Here is a 19,898-nt window from a genome sequence, read left to right as displayed (position 1 = left end):
CGTGATCCGGGTGAGCCCAGGGGTTCTCGGTGCCGCCGGTCACCGATACGCTCTGCGGCATGAGTGATGCGACCGTGTGGGAATATGCGACCGTGCCGCTGCTGACGCACGCGACCAAGCAGATCCTGGACCAGTGGGGAGCCGACGGCTGGGAGCTGGTCACGGTGCTCCCCGGCCCGACCGGCGAGCAGCATGTCGCGTACCTGAAGCGAGCGAAGAACTGATGGGCGCCGCCGCGACCGCCTGGCGGGAGAATCTGGAGCGGCTCGGGGTGGAGGTGCCGCCGGTCGTCGTGCCGCTGGCCGCCTACGTCCCGGCCGTGCGGACCGGTTCGCTGGTCTACACCTCCGGGCAGTTGCCGTTCGTGAACGGCGCGCTGCCGGTGACCGGCAAGGTCGGCGCCGCGGTGAGTGTCGAGCAGGCGGCCGAGGCCGCCCGGCTGTGCGCGCTGAACGCGCTCGCGGCCGTGCACGATCTGGTCGGCCTGGACGAGGTCGTACGGGTGGTGAAGGTGGTCGGTTTCGTCGCCTCCGCACCCGGATTCGGCGATCAGCCGGTGGTGATCAACGGCGCCTCCGAATTCCTGGGCGAGGTGTTCGGCGACGCCGGCAAGCACGCTCGTTCCGCGGTCGGCGTGGCGGAACTGCCGCGCGACACCCCGGTCGAGGTGGAGCTGATCGTCGAGGTCCGGTAGCCCGGACGGCCGGCTCCGGTTCGGACGCGGATACTGGAAGTCGTTGGAGCACAGGGGCGTTGCGGCCCCACGCGCGTTAGGACGAGCAATGACCCTCACTCATCCCGCGTACGGGCAGTTGCGTGCCGTCACCGAGACCGCCTCGGTGCTGCTCGCGAACAACCCGGGCCAGATGACGCTGGACGGCACGAACACCTGGATCCTCCGGGCGCCCGGAGGATCCGAGTACGTCGTGGTCGATCCGGGGCCGGAGGATCACGCGCACACCGACGCGATCGTGCGGGCGACCGGAGGTTCGATCGCGCTCACCCTGATCACCCACCACCATCCCGACCACACCGACGGTATCGATCGGCTGGTCGAGCTGACCGGGACGCCGGTGCGCGCGGTGGATCCCCGCTTCCTGCGCGGCGAGGTGACGGCGCTCACCGACGGTGAGGTCGTCGAGGCGGCGGGCCTGCGGATCACGGTGGTGGCCACCCCCGGGCACACCGAGGATTCGGTGAGCTTCCTGCTCGACGACGCGGTGCTCACCGGCGATACCGTGCTCGGCAGCGGCACCACCGTGCTGGAAGCCCGCGACGGCGCCCTCGGCGACTACCTGGATTCGATGGACCAGCTCGTGGAGGTGGCCGACGGGCGGGCGCTGCTGCCCGCCCACGGTCCGGATCATCCCGCCGCGGACCCGGTTCTGCGGTACTACATCCGGCATCGGCGGGAGCGCCTCGACCAGATCCGGGAGGCGCTGCGAGTGCTCGGCGCCGACGCCTCCCCGGAGCAGGTGGTGGAGCGGGTCTACGCGGACGTGGACAAGAGCCTGTGGCCGGTCGCGCAGCACTCGGTGCAGGCACAACTGTCGTATCTGCGCGGCCGGAACTGATCGTCCGGCGAGCCGGGCGCGAAACTATCGAGCCCGGCGAGCCAGCCGTTCCGAATCGGTGATCAGCACACTCTTACCCTCCAGCCGCAGCCAGCCGCGGTGGGCGAAGTCGGCGAGCGCCTTGTTCACGGTCTCGCGCGAGGCGCCGACCAGCTGGGCGATCTCCTCCTGGGTCAGGTCGTGGGTGACCCGCAGCGCGCCGGCCTCCTGCGTGCCGAAGCGCTGTGCCAGCTGCAGCAGCGCCTTGGCGACGCGGCCGGGCACGTCGGTGAAGATCAGATCGGCCAGGTTGTTGTTGGTGCGGCGCAACCGGCGGGCGAGCACACGCAGCAGCTGCTCGGCGATCTCGGGACGCTGATCGATCCAGGCCTTGAGCGCGTCGCGATCCATCGTGACGGCACGGACCTCGGTGACCGTGGTCGCGGTCGAGGTGCGCGGGCCCGGGTCGAAGATGGACAGCTCGCCGAACATGTCCGACGGGCCCATGATGGTGAGCAGGTTCTCGCGTCCGTCCGGAGAACGGCGGCCGATCTTCACCTTGCCCGATGTGATGATGTAGAGCCGATCGCCGGGTTCACCCTCGTTGAAGATGACATGGCCACGGGGGAAGTCCACCGGCTCCAGCTGTTTGGCGAGAGCCGCGACCGCGGTGGGCTCGACGCCTTGGAAGATGCCTGCTCTGGCGAGGGCCTCGTCCACGAATGTGCTCCTATCCGACGATTGGCTCTGTCCTCCGGACCGTAGCGATTCGGCCGACAGTGCAGTCTACTTTGCGCGCGCACAGCGTAGTGACAGACACCACGTAACGTGCGGTTCGTGCAACGTACGAGGTGCCTTCAGGGTTCCCGCGGCGGATGTCCGCGGGCGCCGACCGGCCGGAGCGGTGTCAGCTGGCCTGTGCGACGTCCAGTTCGTCTTCCCTGGCGCGGGTGCGGCGCATCCTCGTGGCGGCGGGGGGTACACCGAGCTTCGCCAGCTCGTTGACCTCGGCGTTGCTGGCGCGGTCCAGGTACTGCTGTACCTCTTCCTCGGGCTCGAGCAACTTGCGTAGCCGGTTCTCGACCCGTTCCATGAACAGCGCGAACAGCATCAGCACCACCGGGAAGAGCACCACAGCGAGTCCTTGCATACGGAGGAGTAAACACTGAGAAGGTCTCGGATGGAACACGGCGGTCGATGTGCGCACGCGCTCGCACCCGCTACCGGCGCGGCCGTCGGTGGGGTTCCGTATGGTGGACGGGTGCGTTTACCCAGATCCGCCGCCGCGAACGGGCACGAACCGGTTACGACGTCCGATGATGCCGCGCCCGAGGCTCCCGCCACCCCGGCCCGCCGCGGCAAGGTGCAGGCGCCGGCCGGCCGGTTCACCGACGAGACCCGTCTCGGGCTGGTCCGCCGCGCGCGGCGCATGTACCGGTCGCTGACCGTGGCCTTCCCGGACGCGCACTGTGAGCTCGATTTCGGTGATCCGCTCGAATTGGCGGTCGCCACCATCCTTTCCGCGCAGTGCACCGATGTGCGGGTGAATCTGACCACCCCCGCGTTGTTCGCCCGCTACCCCGATGCCCGCGCCTACGCCGAGGCCGATCGCACCGAACTCGAGGAGTACATCCGGCCGACCGGTTTCTATCGGAACAAGGCCAACTCGCTCATGGGGCTGGGCCGGGCGCTGCTGGAGAAATTCGACGGCGAGGTGCCGCGCACGCTGGAGGAGCTGGTCCGGCTGCCGGGCATCGGCCGCAAGACCGCCAACGTCATCCTCGGCAATGCCTTCGATGTGCCGGGAATCACGGTCGACACCCACTTCAGCAGGCTGGTGCAGCGCTGGCGCTGGACCACCGAGGACGATCCGGTGAAGATCGAGCACGCCGTCGGCGCGCTGATCGAGCGCAAGGACTGGACCATGCTGTCGCATCGGGTGATCTTCCACGGTCGCCGCGTGTGCCATGCCAGGAAACCGGCGTGCGGTGTCTGCGTGCTTGCCAAGGACTGCCCGTCCTTCGGCGCCGGGCCGACCGATCCGGCCACCGCCGCCGCGCTGGTGAAGGGGCCCGAAGCGCCGCACCTGCTCGAACTGGTGGGCCGGTGAGAGCTTTCCCCCCGGCGTGGCGCTGGACGCTGGTCGCCGTCGTGGCGGTGGTCGCGCTCGCGGTCGCGGTGTGGCCGCGTGACCAGCACCGCTCCGTCGCGACGGTTCCCGCCGCGTCGAGCGTTCCGGCGGTCGCCACGGAACTACGCGCCGCCGCGGGCCTGCCCGATTGCCCGCACCCCGCCGCCGGGGCGCCGCCGGTGACCACCGGCCCGCTGGCCGGCCTCACCCTGGAATGCCTGGCCACCGGCGCCCCCGTCGACCTCGCCACCGCGCTCGCCGGTCGTCCCGCGCTGCTGAACCTGTGGGCCTACTGGTGTCAGCCGTGCGCCCGGGAACTGCCCGCGCTGCAGCAGTACGCCGATCGGGCCGGCGGCGCGGTCACGGTGCTGACCGTGCACAGCGATCCGGCCGAGCCGCGCGGGCTGGCCCGCCTCGCGGACCTGGGCGTCCATCTGCCCGGTGTGCAGGACACCGACTCCCGGCTGCGCGGCGCCGTCCGGGCCCCCGCGGTGCTCCCGGTCTCGGTGCTGATCCGGGCCGACGGCTCCCTCGCCAAGGTCGTGGTCCGCCCGTTCGCCGACGCGGACGACATCGCGGTGACGGTAGACCGGGAACTGGGGATCCGGGCATGAGCGACAAGGACCCGGAGGCGATAGCGGAGCACGACGGGCATCAGGAGACGATCGTCGTGGCGGGCCATCACGGTCCCGGCGATATCCCGCCCTGGTTGCGGCGGGTGGCCGAGCGGCCGCCGGCCGATCCGGCCGGGGTGAACCAGGTGCTCACCCGGCGTTCCACCCTGCACGAGTACGCGGCGATGGCGTCGCGGGTGCGGCAGGCGGCGGTGCTGGTGCTGTTCGGCGGTGCGGTGCGGCCGGATCCGGCCGCGACGGGTGGTCTGCCCGCCGACGCGGACGTGCTGCTCACCCAGCGCGCGGCCACCCTGCGCCAGCACAGTGGCCAGGTCGCGTTTCCCGGCGGCGGCGTCGAGCCCGGCGACGACGGCCCGATCGGCACCGCACTGCGCGAGGCCCGGGAGGAGACCGGTCTCGAGCCCGGCGGGGTACAGCCGCTGGCGGTGCTGCCGAAGATCTTCGTGCCGGTGTCCGGCTTCGATGTGACCCCGGTGGTGGCGTACTGGCGCACCCCCGGCGAGGTCGGCGTGGTCAGCGCCGCGGAGGCGACCAAGGTGGTCCGGGTGCCGGTGGCGCACCTGCTCGACCCGGCCAACCGGTTCGTCGTCAAACATCCGCGCGGCTACCTGGGCCCGGCGTTCGCCGTCGACGGCATGCTCGTCTGGGGCTTCACCGCGGGTGTGCTGGCCGGTCTGCTGGCGGTTTCGGGATGGGAGCGGGAATGGGATCACCACGATGTGCGTGATCTGCAGGCCTCGCTCGCGGCAGTGGGGATGACGTTATGAGTTCCTCGGCGTGGCTCGACCTCGCGGTCGTGATCATCGCGCTGCTGGCGGCCTCCTCGGGCTGGCGGCAGGGGGCGGTCGCGTCGGCGCTGGCCTTCCTCGGCGTGATCTTGGGGGCGGTGGCGGGCATCCTGATCGCGCCGCACATCCTCATCCACATCAGCGAGGGCCGGAAACGGGTGCTGGTCGGCGTCGTGCTGATCGTGGCGCTGGTGATCATCGGCGAGGTCGCCGGGATGGTGCTGGGCCGGGCCGCCCGATCGGGGATGCGGCATCCGTTCACCCGCAGCGTCGACAGCGTGGTGGGCGCCGCGCTGCAATGCGTCGCGGTGCTGGTGACCGCGTGGCTGCTGGCGCTGCCGCTGGCCTCCTCCTCACAGCCGGGTATCGCCGCGGCGGTCAACGGTTCCCGGGTGCTCTCGGACGTCAACGAGGTCGCGCCGAACTGGCTGCGCCGGGTGCCGAACGAATTCTCCCGGCTGCTCAACACCTCCGGACTGCCGGATGTGATCGGCCCGTTCGGCCGCGCGCCGATCGCGGCCGTCGAACCGCCGGATCCCAGCGTGCTGGATACCCCGGTCGCACTGAACCTGCAGCACAGCGTGCTGCGGATCCGCGGTGTCGCACCGAGTTGCCAGCGCGCGCTGGAGGGTTCGGGTTTCGTGGTGGCGCCGGAGCGGATCATGACCAACGCACACGTCGTGGCCGGCACCACCACGGTGCAGGTGGACACCGCGCGCGGGCCGCTGGACGCCTCGGTGGTGCTGTTCGATCCGTCCCGTGACGTCGCGGTGCTGGCGGTCCCGGGCCTCAGCGCGCCGGTCGTCCCGCTGGCCGCGGTGGCGGCGAAGTCGGGACAGAGCGCCATTGTGCTGGGCTATCCCGGCGGCGGCCCGTACACGGCCAGTGCCGCCCGCGTCCGCGAGACCCTGGATCTGACCGGTCCGAACATCTACAAGAGCGGCACCGTCGAGCGCGAGGTCTACACCGTGCGCGGCCGGGTGCGGGCCGGTAATTCCGGTGGCCCGCTGGTGGATACCGACGGTGAGATCCTGGGCGTGGTCTTCGGCGCCGCGGTCACCGACGACGACACCGGATACGTCCTGACCCTCAGCGAGGTGAAGGCGGATCTGGATGCCGCGACCGGTTCGACCCAATCCGTCGGGACCGGGGAGTGCGTGCTGAGCTGATCGACGGCCCGCGCGGGCCGGTCGCCCGCGCGGCCGGATCGCTTGCGTGCGGGCCGGATCAGCTGCCGGGCCGGCCGAGGAGTTTGGCCAGTTCGGCGGTCACCGCGTCCGGATTCTCCTGATGGGCGAAGTGGCCCGCGCTCGGGATCTGGGCGACCCGCCGGTTCGGCGCGAGATTGTGGCCGCGGCGGACCGTGGTGTCCAGGATGTACGGATCGGTCTCGCCGTACAGCGAGAGCACCTGCACCCGCACGGGTTCCCGCATCATCGACATGAACCGGCGGCCGTCGGGCCGCCACTGACTGCGGAACGCCCAGCGCTGATACTCCAGCGCACAGTGCGCGACGCCGGGAATCCGGATCGCCGAGCGCATCCGGCGCGCGGTGTCCACGAATTCGGCCGAGCCGGACCAGCGCGGATCCACGCGCGCCCGCAGCAGTCGTTCGATCTCGAAACCGTCTGCGGTGGTGAGCAATTGCTCCGGATACCGGGGTAGCTGATACCGGAGGAAGTTCGGCAGCCACGCCGCCCGTTGCCGTCGGTCGCGCAGTACCGCACGCTTCAGCGCGACCGGATGCGGCGAGCTCACCAGGGCGATCGACCGCACCAGCCGCGGATGCAGTACCGCGGTGGCCCAGCACACCAGCCCACCCTCGGCATGTCCGACCAGCGTGGCCTCGGTATGGCCGAGCGCGCGGATCAGACCGGCCACATCACCGGCGAGGGTCCAGCCGTCGTAGCCGCGCGGCGGCTTGTCGGAATCGCCGTACCCGCGCAGATCGACCGCGACCACCCGATGACCCCGATCGGCCAGGCCGGTCAGTTGATGCCGCCAGGACCACCAGAAATCGCCGAACCCGTGCAGCAGCAGTACCAGGGTGGCGTCCGGGTCGACGCCGGCCCGCTGACCCGAGGCGGCACGCGCGGGCGATTCCGGCGCCTCGACGATATGGAACCGGATGCCGTTGGCATGCACATCCCGGTGTGTCCAGGCGCCGTCGTAGCGGACGCTGGACGGATCCGGGGTCGGAGTAGACGACACGCTGTCGGAGCGTAGTAGGCGAATTACCGCCCGGACCTTTCGGTTACCACGTGTTCATCGGGTCCGGCGGAAACCGGCTCGGCGTGTGCGCCCAGTCCGTGCGGCAGCACCGAACGAGTCTCCTTGAGGCTCTCGATGGTCTTGGCCGGCGCCCGCAGCCTGCGGACCTTCAGATAGCCGAGCAGCCCGAGCCCGGCCGTGGCGAGCAGCATCAGGCCGAACACGATCAGGAACGACGCCCACCGCGGCAGCCAGACGTTCAGCAGTTCGGCGAGGAAGAAGAAAAAGAAGAAGGTACTGAACAACAGGATGGTCAGCGCCGCGATGAAATACACGCTGCCCTGCAGGGCCTTGCGGATCTCGCGACCCACCTCGGTCTTGGCCAGCTCCACCTCGGCCCGGACCAGGGTCGACACCTGCTCGGAGGCATCGCGGACGAGATCGCCGATGGTGGCGGCCGCGGTGGTGTCGACGCCGGACAGCGGAATCGAGGTGATGGTCCGATTGCGGCCCCCGTCGCTCCCGTTACCGCCCTGTGTGAAGCTCAATTACTCGACCCTTCTCGATGTTCCGGTGCTGCCCGGCCGGCCGCGTCGTGCCGCGGCGGTCGCCTGCGGCCGCGCGCCTACCCACACACGGCCCGGTCGCAACACTAGCGTTTGACCGCCGATGGTTCAGCGACCGCCGCTGCGGATTGTCGCGGTGGTCGCCGAACCCTCGTAATTCGGTGTGTCCCGAGCCTTCCGGGCTATGCCTTCTCGGCGCGGATCGCTTCGAATACGGTCGGGTCGACCAGGGTGCTGGTGTCGCCGAGTTCGCGGCCTTCGGCCACGTCGCGCAGCAGTCGCCGCATGATCTTGCCGGAGCGGGTCTTCGGCAGTTCCGGGACGATGTGGATCTCCCGGGGCCGGGCGATCGGGCTGATCTCGTGGGCCACTGCCGCCTTCAGTTCGTCGACGAGGGCCTGCCCGGTGTTGGTGGTACCGCCGGTGAGGATCACGAATGCGACGATGCCCTGCCCGGTGGTGGCGTCGTCGGCGCCGACCACCGCGGCCTCGGCCACGCCGGAATGCCCGACGAGTGCCGATTCGACCTCGGCGGTGGAGATCCGGTGACCGGAGACGTTCATGACGTCGTCGACGCGGCCGAGCACCCACAGATCACCGTCGGCGTCGAGCTTCGCGCCGTCGCCGGCGAAGTACCAGCCCTGTTCGGCGAACCGCTCCCAATACGTGGAGCGGTAGCGGTCCGGGTCGCCCCAGATGCCGCGCAGCATCGACGGCCACGGCTGATCCAGTACCAGGTATCCGTTGGCCTCGGTGGCGCCGAGGACGACATCCTTGCCCTCTTCGTCGACGACTTTCGCCGAGATACCGGGCAGCGGGGTCATCGCGGCGCCGGGTTTGGCGGCGGTCACGCCGGGCAGTGGGGAGATCATGATCGCGCCGGTCTCGGTCTGCCACCAGGTGTCCACGATCGGGGTCCGGTTCGCGCCGATGACCTCCCGGTACCAGCGCCACGCCTCCGGATTGATCGGCTCACCGACCGAACCGAGCACCCGCAGACTGGACAGGTCGTGCGCGTCGGGGATCTCCCGGCCCCACTTCATGAACGTCCGCACCAGCGTCGGCGCGGTGTAATAGATGGTGACGCCGTACTTCTCGATGATCTGCCAGTGCCGGTGCTCGTCGGGGAAGTTCGGGGTGCCCTCGTAGACGACCTCGGTCGCGCGGTTGGACAGCGGCCCGTACACGATGTAACTGTGCCCGGTCACCCAGCCGATATCGGCGGTGCACCAGTACACGTCCCGCTCGGGCTGATGATCGAACACGTAGTGGTGGGTGTAGGAGACCTGGGTCAAGTACCCACCCGAGGTGTGCAGGATGCCCTTCGGCTTCCCGGTGGTACCGGAGGTGTAGAGGATGAACAGCGGATGCTCGGCATCGAAGGGCTGCGCCTCGTGCTCCGGCGAGGACAGCGCGACCGTCTCGTCCCACCACAGATCCCGGCCCGTGGTCCACGGCACATCGATCCCGGTGCGCCGCACCACGAGTACATGCTCGACGGTCGACGGCTCGTCACCGGACAGCGCCTCGTCGACGGCGTCCTTCAGCGGTGCGGGCCTACCGCGGCGCCACTGCCCGTCCGTGGTGACGACCAGCCGGGCCTGCGCGTCGTCGACGCGCTGACGCAGCGCGGTGGGAGAGAAGCCGGCGAACACCACCGAATGGGTCAGCCCCAGCCGCGCGCAGGCCAGCATCGCCACGATCGCCTCGGGAACCATCGGCATATAGATGGCCACCCGATCCCCGGGCACCAGTCCCAGCCCCGTGAAATAGTTGGCCGCCTGGGACACCTCGGCGAGCAGTTGCGCATAGGTGATCTCCCGGGAATCGCCGGGCTCACCCTCCCAGCGGATCGCGACCTGCTCCCCGTGGCCGTCGAGTACGTGCCGGTCGACACAGTTGTAGGCGACGTTCAGCTTGCCGTCGGTGAACCAGCGCGCGACCGGCGCGTCGTCCCAGTCCAGCACCTGGCTGAAGGGCTCGTGCCAGTGCAGGCGAGCGGCCTGCTCGCCCCAGAACGCCTCCCGATCGGCGGTAGCGCGGTCGTACAGGGCAGCGTCGGCATTCGCCGCGGCAGCGAACTCCGCGGTGGGCGGATACGAGTCTCGAGGATCGGCAGTGGTTTCGGTCATGTCGTCTCTTCTTTCGCATGCGCTTCGGCCGGGGTGACCGCGGCCACGTTCCGACCCTAACGGACGGTAACCGGGGTCGTGGGCACGTCCCGTTCGGACGCCGAAACCGCCGATTGCCGACGAACGGGCACCGACGCGAGGGTGCCGCGACCGCCCGGCGATGTGCCGATTGCCCGCCATCCGGCCGGGATATTCCGGAACCGATGAGATACCTTGGTGCGCAACGGAACAGGCGGACGTCCCCGTCGTGGCACAGAGGTCGCCCGGGTGGTGAGATACCTTGGTGTGCAACGGAACCCGCAGCGCGGTCGATCTCTCGTTCCGCCGGGGGACATCCTGCCACCGCAGCACGGTCCGATGTGCCCGGATCTCGTAATCAACTGTTACGCAACAGTTCTCGGCTTGTTGTGGCAGTCCGCCGGATAGGTCCGGACGTCCTTCATCGCCCCCGGCCCTGATTCTGCGGATCGTCACCGGAGGAGCCCCGTCCACCCACCGTCGAATTGTTCGATCGGTCGCATACGCTCAACGGCTGCCGGACCCCGTCCGGGCCGGAATCTGCCGCTACCGGCGTGACAGTAGCGTGAGGGCGTGACCGATGTGCTGCAACCCCTGGCCGATCTGCCCGGCGTGCGCGAGGCCGCCGAGCGGGCCCGTGATGCGCTCGCTCAGGTGCACATGCATCGCGCCAACCGCCGTGGCTGGGCAGTGACGGCGGCGGAGGCCGCGGTCCGGGCCGCCCGGTCGTCGGCGGCGATCGATGGCGCCGGTACCGAATTGCCGCCGGACGGGCAGGTCGCCGATCCGGTCCTGGCCGGGGCGCTGCGGATCGGGCAGGCGCTCGACGGCGACGCGCTGCGGAATCTCGCCGGCGTCTGGCAGCGTGCCCCGCTACAGGCCCTGGCCCGCCTGCACCTACTGGCGGCCACCGATCTGGTCGCGGATCCGGAATTGCTGGGCCGTCCCCGTGCCGAATCCGGGATCGCGCAGCGATTGGACCTGCTGGCCCAGACCGTGCTGACGTCCAATGCCCCCGCCCCGGTGGTAGCGGCCGTGGTGCACGGCGAGTTGCTGGCGCTGCGGCCGTTCGGCACCGCCGACGGCCTGGTCGCCCGCGCCGCCGCGCGACTGGTCACGGTGTCCAGTGGCCTGGATCCGCGCGCCCTCGGCGTGCCGGAAGTGTTCTGGTTGCGCCGTCGGCAGGCTTATCACGATGCGGCCGCCGGATTCGCCGGCGGCGGTCCCGACGGGGTGCGCGAATGGACGCTGCTCTGTTGCGAAGCGCTGGAGGACGGCGCCCGGGAAGCGCGCTCCATCGCCGACAGCGCCGCCTGATCCGCACACGCAAGCGGGCGGTGTGGCCCTCGTGGCCTCACCGCCCGCTGGCACGGACAGCCCGGTTACCATGCGTGCTGGTCGGGTTGTGTTCTGCGGCCTCGGCGAGCCTCCAGTTCCCGGTGGTTCATCCCCGCAACCCGTGCGAGGCTCTCGCCACCGCGGCCCCGGATCTCGCAAGCCCACAACGCTGTTGCCCTTGTCGCGGCGCGCTCCGCGTGGGTGCCCGGCTACCGTGCCGGGAAGGGTGGGTAGGGAGATCGGGCCTTCTCTTCCGGCGCGATCCTGGCCTTCCGTCCTTCCGTGGCACCATTGTTACTCTGTGAGCCGCCTCACATCAAGCCCTGTGTGGGAATCGAAACATGCAGGTCACTGCCGCCGGCGTAGCAGCCGGTAACTGATGGCGCCCGCCAGCACCGCGCTGAGCCCGACCGCCACACTGGCGGCGATCGTCGCCGAGGACGGGGTCTGGATCCGCGACCACAGCGATACCGGATCGGAGAATGTCAGGATCGGCCAGCCTCGGGTCGTGGCCTCCCGGCGCAGCGCTCGATCCGGATTGACCGCCGTGGGATGGCCGACCGCCGACAGCATCGGCACATCGGTGATCGAATCCGAGTACGCGTAGCAACGGGTCAGGTCGTAGCCGTGCTCCGCGGCGAGTTCCTGCAGCGCGCGCACCTTACCCTCGCCGTAGCAGTAGAACTCGACAACGCCTGTGTACCTTCCGTTTTCGACCACCATCCGGGTCGCGGCGGTATGTGTCGCGCCGAGCGCGGCCGCGATCGGCGCCACGATCTCCTCGCCGGAGGCGGAGACGATCACGACATCGTGGCCACGGATCTTGTGGTCCGCGATCAGGTCGGCCGCCTCCGCGTAGATCAGCGGATCGACGATGTCGTGCAGGGTCTCCGCGACGATGGACTTCACCTGCTGGACATCCCAACCGGCGCACATCTTGGTCAGGTACTCCCGCATCCGCTCCATCTGATCGTGATCAGCGCCGGAGAGCAGGAACAGGAAATGCGCGTAACTGCCCTTGAGCACGGTGCCGCGGTTCAGCAGGCCCTGGGCGAAGAACGGCTTGCTGAACGCGAATGCGCTCGACTTCGCGATGACCGTCTTGTCCAGATCGAAGAAGGCCGCCACCCGGCCCGACTCTCCGCCCGGATGGGTTCCCGTCGCGGCGTGTGCGACCGCATCGGGCGCGGACCTCGAGCCGTTGCCCGACGCGGTGTGCGCCGAAATCGCGGCCTTCGCACCCACGCCGTTGGTCCGCGCTTCGGTCACCGCGTTGTCCTCGGCGGACTCGTCGCGCACCCCGGCGTCGGGGTCGTCGGCCATCGACTTCGAGCCGGCGTCATCCGCAGACTGCGATCCAGCGGGCGTCACAGACTCCGGTTCGGCGCCCGCCACTGCCTTCGGTTCGGCGCCCGCAACAGACTTTGATTCGGCGCCGGCGCCGGTGGTCTCCGTCACGCGGTCAAGGATAGGGAACTCGGCAGTCGTGCGGGTGACCAGGTTCGGGGGGACGTGCGGAACCGGATTGTGGCGATCGACGGACTTGCGTTTCGTGCGGTGCCTGGGTGTACTATTGCTGACACCTGGACATGGTCCAGGCGTGTTCAGCCCGACCCCCCGGGGCTGAACCCGACGGCCCCAGCCTCCTCCCCCCCGGCTGGGGCCGTCTTCTATTTCCGACCAGGTCATTTCCTGCGGCACTCCATCTTCGATGTCGGATCGCTCTGGATCCCGCGACATGATTTCGGCCCGCGCGCAGAGCGGTTTCCCGGGCACGACGGTGGTTCGTCGGTCTTGCACACAACTCGGAACCCGACCGGTATCGGTCCGAACCCGTTCGCCGACTGTGTCTTCCGTCTCGTCGTCGGACCCGCTCGCCGCCTTCGCGGACGCACTGGAAGTACATCCGCCAGTGCCGTCGGAACCGGACCGTCGAACGGTGTGCGCCCACCATTCGGACGAGCTGCCGTACCCGCCACCACAATCGGGCAGGGCGCCGAACTCCAGTGGTGACCGATCCGCTCCCCCGGCGCGACTCTCACTGCCTTCGGACCGGTTCACACTCCGCTGGCTTGTCCGTTCGGCAGTGCTGTTCGGTCCGCAGCGGCCGGTGATGCGGTGATCGCATATGTCTGGCACCGGCGGTACCGATTCTGCTCACACCCCCCGAGTTGTCCACATTCGGTCGATCGGCACTGTCGGAGGCCAGAGATGGACGCGACTCTGGGCCGCATGGGTTCCGAATCGACCACACCCTCCGCGCTGATGCTGATCGCAGAGCACCGGCTGCGCGACGAAGTCCGCCGGATCGCCGCGGCAGCCGACCGTCACCTGGACGAGCAATCCGCGCCACCAGGGCGGCGTCTCTGGACCGAAGCCGCGCTCGTGGTGCTCGACAGCGCCACGGTCGCCACGGCGGAACTGTCCCGATATCCACGCAGGTCCGACACCATCCTGGTCACCGAAGGCGAACCGGCCCTGCCCGATTGGCAGGCCGCCGCGACCGTCGGCGCCGATCGAGTGTTCGCGCTACCGGACGATGCCGACCGTCTCATCGAGGCGTTCGCCGAATCCGAGGCGACCGGTGCGGACGGGACGGTGGTCGCGGTCGCGGGGGCCACCGGAGGCGCGGGCGCCTCCGTCCTGACCGCGGCGATCGCCATCGTCGCCGCGACCCGTCGCTTCCGCCCCGAAACCGTGGTCGTCGACGGTGACCGCCTCGGCGGCGGCATCGACCTCCTGCTGGGAGTCGAAGCGGTCGACGGCCTGCGCTGGCCCGACCTCGTCGTCCGGGACGGCCGGGTCGCCGCCTCGGCACTGCATGCTGCATTGCCCGCCGCGGCGCCCGGCCTGGGTGTGCTGGCATGCGGTCGAGCCCTCGACGGCCGCGTCCCGGACGAACCGGGACCTGCCGCCGTTCAGGCGGTCCTGTCCGCCGCCCGCGGCGCCGGCGATCTGGTCGTGTGCGACGTGTCCGGTGAGCGCGGCCCCCATACCGACCGCATGCTCGACGCCGCCGATCTGGTCGTCCTGGTGGTACCGGCCCGGCTGCGCGCGGTAGCCGCTGCCCAAGCGGTATCCGCATACATCGGCGAACGAAACACCAACCAGACCTTGATAGTTCGAGGCCCCGCCCCGGGCGGTCTCCGAGCCGCCGAAGTGGCCGACGCACTGGGTCTGCCACTGCTGGCCGCGATCAGAGCCGAACCCGGCCTGGATGTCCGCCTGGAGCGTGGCGGCCTGGCACTGGCCCGTGGACCGCTGCGGACCGCCGCCGAGGCGGTCCTCGCCGAACTCGGTGGCGGTACCCGATGACCACCCTCGTCACTCCGGAACTGCTGGAACGGGTTCGCGAACGCCTGGCAGGCGAGCATGCCGGTCCGGATCCGGCCCGGCTGGCCGCCGCGATCCGCGCCGAATCCGCCGGTGTACTGGGCGACACCGACCTGCTGCGCGCCCTGCGCCTGCTGCAGACCGAGATGACCGGAGCCGGCGTCCTCGAACCGTTGCTGCACGATCCGCAGGTATCCGACGTCCTGGTCACCGCACCCGATGCGGTGTGGGTGGACCGAGGACACGGCCTGCATCGCACATCGATCACATTCCCCGACGAGGCCGCCGTACGCCGTCTGGCGCAACGTCTCGCACTGGCCGCCGGCCGCCGCCTCGACGACGCGCAGCCGTGGGTCGACGGCCGCCTGCCGGAACTCGAAGGCGCACTGGGTGATTCGTTCGGCGTGCGCCTGCACGCGATCCTGGCCCCGATCGCCCACGGCGGCACCTGCGTCTCCCTGCGCGTGCTGCGCCCCGCCGCACACGACCTCACCTCCCTCGCCGCGGGCGGAACCATCCCCGCCACCGCGAAAGTGTTGCTGGAGCACATCATTCGCGCGCGCCTGGCTTTCCTGGTGGTGGGCGGCACCGGGGCGGGCAAGACAACCCTGCTGGCCGGCTTGCTTGCCGAGGTCGACGATGCCGAACGTATCGTCTGCGTCGAGGATGCCGCCGAACTCGCCCCACCCCATCCGCATGTCATCCGGCTGGTGTCCCGCACCGCGAATGTCGAAGGTGCAGGCACTGTTACGGTCCGCGACCTGGTCCGTCAGGCACTCCGTATGCGTCCCGACCGCATCGTCATCGGGGAGGTTCGCGGCGCCGAGGTCGTAGACCTGCTGACCGCGCTGAACACCGGCCACGACGGCGGCGCCGGTACGGTGCACGCCAACTCGCCGCGAGAGGTCCCTGCTCGCCTGGAAGCCCTTGCGGCACTGGGCGGTATGGGCCGCGACGCCCTGCACAGCCAGCTCGCCGCCGCGGTTCAGGTGATCCTGCACATGCACCGCCGGGCCGACGGCTCCCGCGCTCTCCGTGAGGTAGGACTCGTCACCCGTGGCCCCGACGGTACCGTCACCATCGAAGCCGCCTGGCGTTCCGACGCCGCTCCCACCCCCGCCGCCCCAGCACTGCACCGCCTCCTCGACGAGCGGCTGGGAGCCTCGGCATGACCACACCCGCCCATATCGGGTGCGAGCACCAGACGCCGTCGTTCGTCAACGGGACAGTGTCGTTTCGTGATCACACCACCGACCACTCCGGCGGCGACTCGAAGGCTGGAGTGACACTGTGCGGGGCCGATGCCCGGCGGAGCGGAAGCACTGCGCTTGGTCGATCCATCCGGAAGCGCTCGATGCCGGGTCGCGCGGTGTCTGTGCCGATGTCGCGAGGCGCGTGGCTCATAGGGCGTGACGAGAAGCCGGTCCTGCGCCTTCGTCCGGTGTCTGTGGTGCGGACTCTCGCCGGAATGGCATCGGCGCACAGTCAGAAGTCGGCACGCAATCTGATGTCGGCACGCAGTCGGAAGTCAGCGGCTTTCGTTGCAGCACCGTCTGTTTCGGTTCGCTGGACGGTTGGACGAGCCGAGTTCGACGTCCGGATGTGGTCGAATGTCGGCTCGCCCATCGCATTGCCGGTCTGGACTGCCGGGCTCACCGGTTGCGGACCGCGGCCGTGGACGCTCGTCTTCTGCGCCGTCGCATTGCTGGCGTGGCCGGGAGCCCGGTCACGTAGACGGTTGTCGGTCCTGCTCGTGTCACGTCGGCCGGAGCGAAAAGTCCCTTCCCGGTTGTTGTTTCGAGCCTGCGTCTTGGTGGTGCCGACAGTCGCGGCGTTCGCGGGCATCGGCGTCTTGATCGCGGTGTGCCTGGTCGCGGTCACGGCTGGTGTCCGGATCCGACGAGGCAGGAGCAAGCAAGAGCACGACCGCGAGTGTCGTGCGCTGGCAGAGGGGTTGGAGGCGGTGATCGGCGAGTTGCGGGTGGGCGCTCATCCCAGTGCTGCTGCCGCCAGCGCCGCCTCCGATCTGACTGGAACTGCGGGCCGGGCACTGACGGTCGGCGCCGCGCGCGGTCGCCTGGGTGGTTCGGTGGCGGACGGTTTGTGCTCTCCCGGAACGGTTCTCCAGGACGAGCTGGCTCGGATCGCGACGGCGTGGCGGTTGGCCGAGCAGCACGGACTCGCACTCGTCGAGCTGCTGGCCGCGGCCCGGACCGATCTGTCCGGCCGAATGCGGTTCCGGGAGAGCGCCACCGCTGGGCTGGCCGGTGCCCGTGCCACAGCACTCGTGCTCTCGGGCCTGCCCCTGCTCGGGGTCGCGCTCGGCGAGTTGATGGGCGCCCACCCGATCGGCCTGTTGCTCGGTCGAGGTCCGGGAACGGTGCTGCTGCCGCTCGGTACCGCACTGGCCTGTGCGGGAGTGTGGTGGACCGACGCGATCACCGAGCGGGTGTCGCGATGACGGGCACACTGTCGATGGCTCTGCTCGCCGCGACTCTGCTGGTACTGCCGCATCGCGGCGTTGCCGCCGGACGTCTGCACGCACTCATCGGGAAAGTCACTCCAGCACAAAGTATTTCGCGACCGACAACCGAATCCGATCCGTTGGCCGCAGCGGCGGTATTCGATCTACTGGCAGCCTGCCTGCGGGCAGGACTGCCGATCGCGGCGGCTGCGCGCGCGGTCGCTGCCGGGGCCGGGGGTCCACTGGCACCATCGCTGCGGCGTGCAGCCGACCTGCTGGCGCTCGGCGCCGACCCGGTCGCCGCATGGGAGCGCGCCGCGGCCGACGCCCGCTCCGACGAATTGCGGACACTGGCCCGGCTGGTGCGACGGTCGGCCCGTTCCGGCGCGGCGCTCGCCGATGCGGTCGCGGAGGTGGCGCAGCGCTGTCGCGCGGGGGTCACCGACGCGGCCACCGCGCGGGCTGCCCGCGCGGGCACGCTGGTCGCCGGACCACTCGGGCTGTGCTTCCTACCGGCCTTCGTATGCCTCGGCATCGTGCCTGTGGTGATCGGTCTGGCCGACCGGGTGCTGGGTGGTGGGTTGCCGTGACTGACGTCGGAACCTGGCACGGACGGACCGTGCCGATCGGAGAGGAAGGAGAGATCTATGCGATCGACGGTTCGAGGGGCGTTGCGCACCTTGCGGATTCGCCTGACGCTGGCATTGGTCGACGATGCCGGCATGAGTACGGTCGAGTACGCGATAGGCACGATCGCAGCCGCGGCCTTCGGCGCGGTGCTCTACACCGTCGTCACCGGCGACAACATTGTGAACGCCTTGACCAAGATCATCGACCGAGCCCTGAACGCCACCCCCTGAGTCGCGGCCACGAACCGGGCGCGATCGCTGAACCGTTCGCGCTGAACGAGTTTCACGCGGCCACCTCAGGACCGCCGGTCGGATCCGGTGCCGCAGGGGCGCCGCAGCACCTGAGCCCGCACGCCGAATCCGGTTCGAGCGCATGGCGGTGTTTCGATCATGCCGCCACAGGTATTTCAGGACCGATGTGGAGTGGGTGTCGGCTGCCGTCTGCGGTCGGCTCGGTGGCGTGGTGGTGCGGAGGTCGTGAACCGGCCGATTCGGATCATCGCAGAACCCGGTCGGTGATCCGGCGGACGTGGGGCGGCGGAGAGCGCGGTGCCGTCACAGTGGAGGCGGCGTTCGCACTGGCGGCGTTGGTCGCCGTACTGACGATGTGCCTCGGTGGGCTACTGGCGGCATCCAGCCAGGTGCGATGCATCGACGCGGCGCGGGAAGCGGCGCGACTGGTTGCCCGCGGTGCGGAGGACGAGGCAGTCGCGGCGGCGCGGCGGGTAGCGCCGCCGGGGGCCGAGGTCGCCGTCCACGTCGACGGCGACCGAGTGACCGCAACCGTCACCGCACATACCCCCCTGCTGCCGCGACTGAAACTGCACGCCAGCGCCTTCGCGGTTCGTGAGCCCGGGGTGGCGCCATGAGTCGGCGGATCAAGGTGGCGCCATGGCTCAGGGGGCCGCAGCGGCTTCACGAGTCGGCGGGACGGGCTGACGTCGCGAATCGGCCGTACTGGAGATGCATCCCGAGCCGGCCACACAGGAGCGGCGTCGTGAGTCGGGTGGGCTGGAGCGGCGTCGTGAGTCGGGTGGGCTGGAGCGGCGTTGTGTGTCGGCCGCGTTGGAGCGACGTCGTGAACGGGCCGCGTTGGAGTGGCGTCGTGAACGGGCTGGGCAGGAGTGGCGTCGTGAGCTGGCCAGGCTGGAGCGGCGTTGTGCGTCGGCCGCGTTGGAGTGACTTCGTGGATCAGCTGGGCCGAAGAGACGTTCTGAGATGGCTGGCGTGGAGGGGCGTTCTGAGTCGGCCGCGCAGGGGTGGCGTCGTGAGTCGGTCACACCGAAGTGAACTCAGGAGTCGGCGGGACCGTGGTGAAGTCTCGAGTCGGCTGGATCGGAGTGAACTTGTGAGTTGGTGGGACCGGTGTGAAGTCGGCAGCCGGTGGGACCGGAGTTGGGGCGTGAGCAGAGCTCGGGGCATGGCTTCATGAGTTCCGGGGGTGGGGGTGCGGGCGTTGCGGGGATCCGTGGGGTCGTCGGGCGGCGGATCGCGGCGGAGGACGGGGTGGCGACCGTGGCCGCGTGCTTCGCGGTGCTGGCGCTGCTGACGATCACCGGACTGATCGGACAGGTCGGGGTGGTGGCGGTGATGCGGCATCGGGCGCAGTCGGCGGCCGATCTGAGTGCGCTGGCGGGTGCCGGTGCATTGGACGAGGGGATCGCGGCGGGGTGTGCGCGGGCCGGAGTGATCGCCGGGCGCGCGGGATTTCGCCTCGGCGCGTGTTCGGTCGTGGATTGGGATGTGATCGTCACGGTCGATAGGGAGGTCTCACTCGCGACATTGGGATTACGTCGGGTTCGGGCGAGTGCGCGTGCGGGTCCGGCGAGTCCTTACGGAACCGAATGAATACCGAACGGTTGGTGATGGAGGCTTTAAGTGAGTCCGACCACAGATCCCTCCCGACGTGATTGGAAATTGCCGAAATGGAGTACGAATTATTCGGGATCGATCAATTGCAGGCCCACTCGCCGGTGCCATTCCCGAGTTCTCGCAGCTCGCAGTTAATTCACTCGGGCAATGAACTAGTTAACATGACGGTTTTCCTTTTTATTCGGCCCACGTTGAACCCGTTCGGATCAGCGACGCGCCCGAAGTCGG

22 protein-coding genes are annotated in these 19,898 nt (G+C 69.7%); 15 read left to right on the top strand and 7 right to left on the bottom strand.

What is annotated here, in order from left to right; all coding sequences use genetic code 11:
• The first annotated feature begins 59 nt into the window (after positions 1-59).
• From G361_RS45865 to G361_RS0134485, 3 genes are all read left to right on the top strand, one after another.
• A complete protein-coding gene (locus tag G361_RS45865) occupies positions 60-224 on the top strand; it encodes a DUF4177 domain-containing protein (RefSeq protein ID WP_153349195.1) in 165 nt (54 codons plus the stop codon).
• Positions 224-694 (top strand): RidA family protein, encoded by a 471-nt coding sequence (locus tag G361_RS0134490; protein ID WP_019931706.1) that lies wholly within the window; start codon positions 224-226, stop codon positions 692-694. The genes G361_RS45865 and G361_RS0134490 overlap by 1 nt, the downstream gene beginning before the upstream one ends.
• Positions 695-782: 88 nt before the next feature.
• Positions 783-1,574 carry an MBL fold metallo-hydrolase gene (locus tag G361_RS0134485; protein WP_019931705.1) on the top strand — a complete coding sequence of 264 codons (792 nt, stop codon included), beginning with the start codon at positions 783-785 and terminating at the stop codon, positions 1,572-1,574.
• A gap of 24 nt (positions 1,575-1,598) precedes the next feature.
• Here G361_RS0134485 and G361_RS0134480 read toward each other — a convergent pair whose 3' ends face one another.
• Both G361_RS0134480 and G361_RS0134475 read right to left on the bottom strand, forming a co-directional pair.
• Positions 1,599-2,273, bottom strand: a complete 675-nt coding sequence (locus G361_RS0134480; protein ID WP_019931704.1) for a Crp/Fnr family transcriptional regulator — start codon at positions 2,271-2,273, stop codon at positions 1,599-1,601.
• Between the two features lie 187 nt (positions 2,274-2,460).
• Positions 2,461-2,688 (bottom strand): hypothetical protein, encoded by a 228-nt coding sequence (locus G361_RS0134475; protein ID WP_019931703.1) that lies wholly within the window; start codon positions 2,686-2,688, stop codon positions 2,461-2,463.
• A gap of 294 nt (positions 2,689-2,982) precedes the next feature.
• On the opposite strand from G361_RS0134475, the gene nth reads away from it, so the two are divergent.
• The 4 genes from nth to G361_RS0134455 are packed head-to-tail and all read left to right on the top strand — an operon-like array spanning position 2,983 to position 6,276.
• Positions 2,983-3,663: an endonuclease III gene (gene nth, locus G361_RS0134470; RefSeq protein ID WP_231387217.1), complete on the top strand. Its 681-nt coding sequence runs from the start codon at positions 2,983-2,985 to the stop codon at positions 3,661-3,663.
• Positions 3,660-4,298 carry a TlpA disulfide reductase family protein gene (locus G361_RS0134465; protein ID WP_019931701.1) on the top strand — a complete coding sequence of 213 codons (639 nt, stop codon included), beginning with the start codon at positions 3,660-3,662 and terminating at the stop codon, positions 4,296-4,298. The genes nth and G361_RS0134465 overlap by 4 nt, the downstream gene beginning before the upstream one ends.
• The gene (locus tag G361_RS0134460; protein ID WP_019931700.1) at positions 4,295-5,086 is read left to right on the top strand and encodes a CoA pyrophosphatase; all 792 of its coding nucleotides are present in this window, start codon (positions 4,295-4,297) and stop codon (positions 5,084-5,086) included. Before G361_RS0134465 ends, G361_RS0134460 begins: the two co-directional genes overlap by 4 nt.
• Positions 5,083-6,276 carry a MarP family serine protease gene (locus G361_RS0134455; RefSeq protein WP_019931699.1) on the top strand — a complete coding sequence of 398 codons (1,194 nt, stop codon included), beginning with the start codon at positions 5,083-5,085 and terminating at the stop codon, positions 6,274-6,276. Before G361_RS0134460 ends, G361_RS0134455 begins: the two co-directional genes overlap by 4 nt.
• Positions 6,277-6,334: 58 nt before the next feature.
• On the opposite strand, the gene G361_RS0134450 is transcribed toward G361_RS0134455, so the two are convergent.
• From G361_RS0134450 to acs, 3 genes are all read right to left on the bottom strand, one after another.
• The gene (locus G361_RS0134450; RefSeq protein ID WP_026343857.1) at positions 6,335-7,318 is read right to left on the bottom strand and encodes an alpha/beta fold hydrolase; all 984 of its coding nucleotides are present in this window, start codon (positions 7,316-7,318) and stop codon (positions 6,335-6,337) included.
• Between the two features lie 23 nt (positions 7,319-7,341).
• The gene (locus tag G361_RS0134445; RefSeq protein WP_019931697.1) at positions 7,342-7,866 is read right to left on the bottom strand and encodes a phage holin family protein; all 525 of its coding nucleotides are present in this window, start codon (positions 7,864-7,866) and stop codon (positions 7,342-7,344) included.
• Between the two features lie 200 nt (positions 7,867-8,066).
• On the bottom strand, positions 8,067-10,016 hold the full coding sequence (gene acs, locus G361_RS0134440) for an acetate--CoA ligase (protein ID WP_019931696.1): 1,950 nt from the start codon (positions 10,014-10,016) through the stop codon (positions 8,067-8,069).
• A 591-nt stretch (positions 10,017-10,607) separates the two neighbouring features.
• Between acs and G361_RS0134435 the strand changes: the two genes are divergently transcribed.
• A complete protein-coding gene (locus tag G361_RS0134435) occupies positions 10,608-11,351 on the top strand; it encodes a hypothetical protein (protein ID WP_019931695.1) in 744 nt (247 codons plus the stop codon).
• A 369-nt stretch (positions 11,352-11,720) separates the two neighbouring features.
• Here G361_RS0134435 and G361_RS45860 read toward each other — a convergent pair whose 3' ends face one another.
• Positions 11,721-12,695 carry an HAD-IB family hydrolase gene (locus tag G361_RS45860; protein ID WP_019931694.1) on the bottom strand — a complete coding sequence of 325 codons (975 nt, stop codon included), beginning with the start codon at positions 12,693-12,695 and terminating at the stop codon, positions 11,721-11,723.
• A 909-nt stretch (positions 12,696-13,604) separates the two neighbouring features.
• Here G361_RS45860 and ssd point away from each other — a divergent pair.
• Positions 13,605-14,687: a septum site-determining protein Ssd gene (ssd, locus tag G361_RS0134425; protein ID WP_026343856.1), complete on the top strand. Its 1,083-nt coding sequence runs from the start codon at positions 13,605-13,607 to the stop codon at positions 14,685-14,687.
• Entirely contained in the window at positions 14,684-15,877 is a 1,194-nt protein-coding gene (locus tag G361_RS0134420; protein WP_019931692.1) for a TadA family conjugal transfer-associated ATPase, read from the top strand. Before ssd ends, G361_RS0134420 begins: the two co-directional genes overlap by 4 nt.
• Positions 15,878-16,190: 313 nt before the next feature.
• Here the strand turns inward: G361_RS0134420 and G361_RS51970 are convergent, their stop codons facing one another.
• On the bottom strand, positions 16,191-16,586 hold the full coding sequence (locus tag G361_RS51970; RefSeq protein ID WP_369797999.1) for a hypothetical protein: 396 nt from the start codon (positions 16,584-16,586) through the stop codon (positions 16,191-16,193).
• An 82-nt stretch (positions 16,587-16,668) separates the two neighbouring features.
• Between G361_RS51970 and G361_RS0134415 the strand changes: the two genes are divergently transcribed.
• From G361_RS0134415 to G361_RS0134395, 5 genes are all read left to right on the top strand, one after another.
• Entirely contained in the window at positions 16,669-17,166 is a 498-nt protein-coding gene (locus G361_RS0134415; protein ID WP_369797998.1) for a type II secretion system F family protein, read from the top strand.
• Positions 17,163-17,759: a type II secretion system F family protein gene (locus tag G361_RS0134410; protein WP_019931690.1), complete on the top strand. Its 597-nt coding sequence runs from the start codon at positions 17,163-17,165 to the stop codon at positions 17,757-17,759. The genes G361_RS0134415 and G361_RS0134410 overlap by 4 nt, the downstream gene beginning before the upstream one ends.
• A gap of 57 nt (positions 17,760-17,816) precedes the next feature.
• Positions 17,817-18,029, top strand: coding sequence for a DUF4244 domain-containing protein (locus G361_RS0134405; RefSeq protein ID WP_026343855.1), 213 nt, complete (start codon positions 17,817-17,819; stop codon positions 18,027-18,029).
• Between the two features lie 329 nt (positions 18,030-18,358).
• Positions 18,359-18,667: a TadE family type IV pilus minor pilin gene (locus tag G361_RS0134400; RefSeq protein WP_231387187.1), complete on the top strand. Its 309-nt coding sequence runs from the start codon at positions 18,359-18,361 to the stop codon at positions 18,665-18,667.
• Positions 18,668-19,226: 559 nt separating this feature from the next.
• The gene (locus G361_RS0134395) at positions 19,227-19,646 is read left to right on the top strand and encodes an Rv3654c family TadE-like protein (protein ID WP_019931687.1); all 420 of its coding nucleotides are present in this window, start codon (positions 19,227-19,229) and stop codon (positions 19,644-19,646) included.
• The last annotated feature ends 252 nt before the right edge of the window (positions 19,647-19,898 follow it).

Origin of the sequence: Nocardia sp. BMG111209 (genome assembly GCF_000381925.1) — a bacterium.
Lineage (GTDB): Bacteria > Actinomycetota > Actinomycetes > Mycobacteriales > Mycobacteriaceae > Nocardia.
This window is presented reverse-complemented; position numbering and strand designations above follow the sequence as displayed.

Bases quoted from the DNA above. Each gene is read 5' to 3' on its own strand.
- G361_RS0134455 (WP_019931699.1), top strand. From the start codon at position 5,083: ATGAGTTCCTCGGCGTGGCTCGACCTCGCGGTCGTGATCATCGCGCTG.
- G361_RS0134490 (WP_019931706.1), top strand. From the start codon at position 224: ATGGGCGCCGCCGCGACCGCCTGGCGGGAGAATCTGGAGCGGCTCGGG.
- G361_RS0134410 (WP_019931690.1), top strand. From the start codon at position 17,163: ATGACGGGCACACTGTCGATGGCTCTGCTCGCCGCGACTCTGCTGGTA.
- G361_RS0134405 (WP_026343855.1), top strand. From the start codon at position 17,817: ATGCGATCGACGGTTCGAGGGGCGTTGCGCACCTTGCGGATTCGCCTG.
- G361_RS0134485 (WP_019931705.1), top strand. From the start codon at position 783: ATGACCCTCACTCATCCCGCGTACGGGCAGTTGCGTGCCGTCACCGAG.
- G361_RS45860 (WP_019931694.1), bottom strand. From the start codon at position 12,695: ATGGCCGACGACCCCGACGCCGGGGTGCGCGACGAGTCCGCCGAGGAC.
- G361_RS45865 (WP_153349195.1), top strand. From the start codon at position 60: ATGAGTGATGCGACCGTGTGGGAATATGCGACCGTGCCGCTGCTGACG.
- G361_RS0134460 (WP_019931700.1), top strand. From the start codon at position 4,295: ATGAGCGACAAGGACCCGGAGGCGATAGCGGAGCACGACGGGCATCAG.
- G361_RS0134420 (WP_019931692.1), top strand. From the start codon at position 14,684: ATGACCACCCTCGTCACTCCGGAACTGCTGGAACGGGTTCGCGAACGC.
- ssd (WP_026343856.1), top strand. From the start codon at position 13,605: ATGGGTTCCGAATCGACCACACCCTCCGCGCTGATGCTGATCGCAGAG.
- G361_RS0134395 (WP_019931687.1), top strand. From the start codon at position 19,227: ATGAGTTCCGGGGGTGGGGGTGCGGGCGTTGCGGGGATCCGTGGGGTC.
- acs (WP_019931696.1), bottom strand. From the start codon at position 10,016: ATGACCGAAACCACTGCCGATCCTCGAGACTCGTATCCGCCCACCGCG.
- nth (WP_231387217.1), top strand. From the start codon at position 2,983: ATGTACCGGTCGCTGACCGTGGCCTTCCCGGACGCGCACTGTGAGCTC.